1 pseudogene is annotated in these 1575 nt (G+C 43.2%); it reads right to left on the bottom strand.

Going from position 1 to position 1575, the window contains the following annotated elements:
- A pseudogene (locus T367_RS25095) lies at positions 1 to 1363 on the bottom strand (hypothetical protein); the annotation flags it as partial.
- Between the last annotated feature and the right edge of the window lie 212 nt (positions 1364 to 1575).

Raw genomic sequence — 1575 nt, 5'->3', positions numbered from 1 at the left:
TTTCTGATCCACCATCACCAGTTAATACATAGCTCTCACCTAAACAAATTTCAGATGGCGTCGCAGTACTTGAAGCATCTGGACGAGGAGCACCAACCAATGTTATTTCTACTGGAGGAGCTTCACAGCCGAGCAACGACCCAATTAATGTAAACGTAACTTCTCCAGGCATGGCATCAAAAGGCACATTATCTTCTACACCCATATCCCAAACATAAGTATCACCGCCTTCACCCCATAAAGTAATTTCTGTTCCTTCACAAGCTGCTGGAGAACTTGAATTAGCAATAATTTCTGGAATTTCAGTACTTGTAACAGTAACAGTTAAAATACAGTCATCTGGACCAGTACTAACACATGTATAAACAGTTTCTCCTAATGGTGGAACAAAAGCTACACCATTTTCAATTCCCATATCCCAAGAAACGTCACCACCAGTGTCTGATTCAGCATAAAGCGTTACTGATTCACCAGCACAAACACCAGTTGGAGTTGCATCTAAAGTTAAACCAGTACAAAGTACAGTAATAATTATTTGACCATGTCCACTATGACTGGCAGCTGTATTAATTTGATCCGTACCAACATTGTACGATCCACCACCAGCACCACCTTTTTCATCAATAAGGTCTGTATAGTGACCGCCGCCACCGCCTGAATAGCCGCCGCCACCGCCGCCGCCGTATTCACCAGCACCGCCGCCGCCAAGTCCCCATCCACCGTAATTATCATTAAAATGACAACCACCGTTAATTCCACCAGCACCACCAGAAGCCCAAGACTTACCAGATCCATCACCACTTAAAGTTCCGGGTAAAGCACCGCCATCCCAATCTCCATTTCCTCCATATCCATCACCATAAAGTCCTCCACCACCGGAAGACCAGCCACAATCACCAGACATATATCCTTTTTGACCTCCATTTCCGCCAGTACCACCTAAACCAGAAGAGTTACCTCCAGCTTCAGTAATTTGCCCACCAGAAGCAGCAGGAGAAGATGTTGATCCACCACCGCCACCGCCAGCAATAATTAATGGAGCACCTTCAAATAATACACCGGTACCACCGCCGCCACCGCCAGCATTATTCCATTGACGTCCAGCCTCTCCGACTATAACCTCTAAAACATCTCCTGGGCTTACCGAAAAATCACCAATCATAGTAGCACCAAGACCACCAACACCGCCATTTCCTCGACCACCTTCAGCACCATACACCTCGATACGTATTGACGTACCGTCCACAACTGTGTAAGTCTGAACATCTCCCGTATAATCAAACACATCTTGACCCCAGAGGTTGGTCAAACCAAAGGTCAGAATGGTTGATAAAACTAATTTCATTAAGTATTTTTTCTTCATAGGAATATATTTGATTTAAATCAAATCTACGCAAAATATAACACAAAAAAAATAGGGACTTAAAAAAGCCCCTATTTTAAATCGTTAATACTTAATTTATTGTTTCACAACCTGTGCGAATCCAATTTTATCATTTGCATTTACACGGATAATGTAAGCACCATTTGCTAATTCTTCCATTGAAAGTTCAGCTTGATCAGTACCTTGTCCTT

Origin of the sequence: Crocinitomix catalasitica ATCC 23190 (assembly GCF_000621625.1) — a bacterium.
GTDB classification, from domain to species: Bacteria; Bacteroidota; Bacteroidia; order Flavobacteriales_D; family Crocinitomicaceae; genus Crocinitomix; species Crocinitomix catalasitica.
This window is presented reverse-complemented; position numbering and strand designations above follow the sequence as displayed.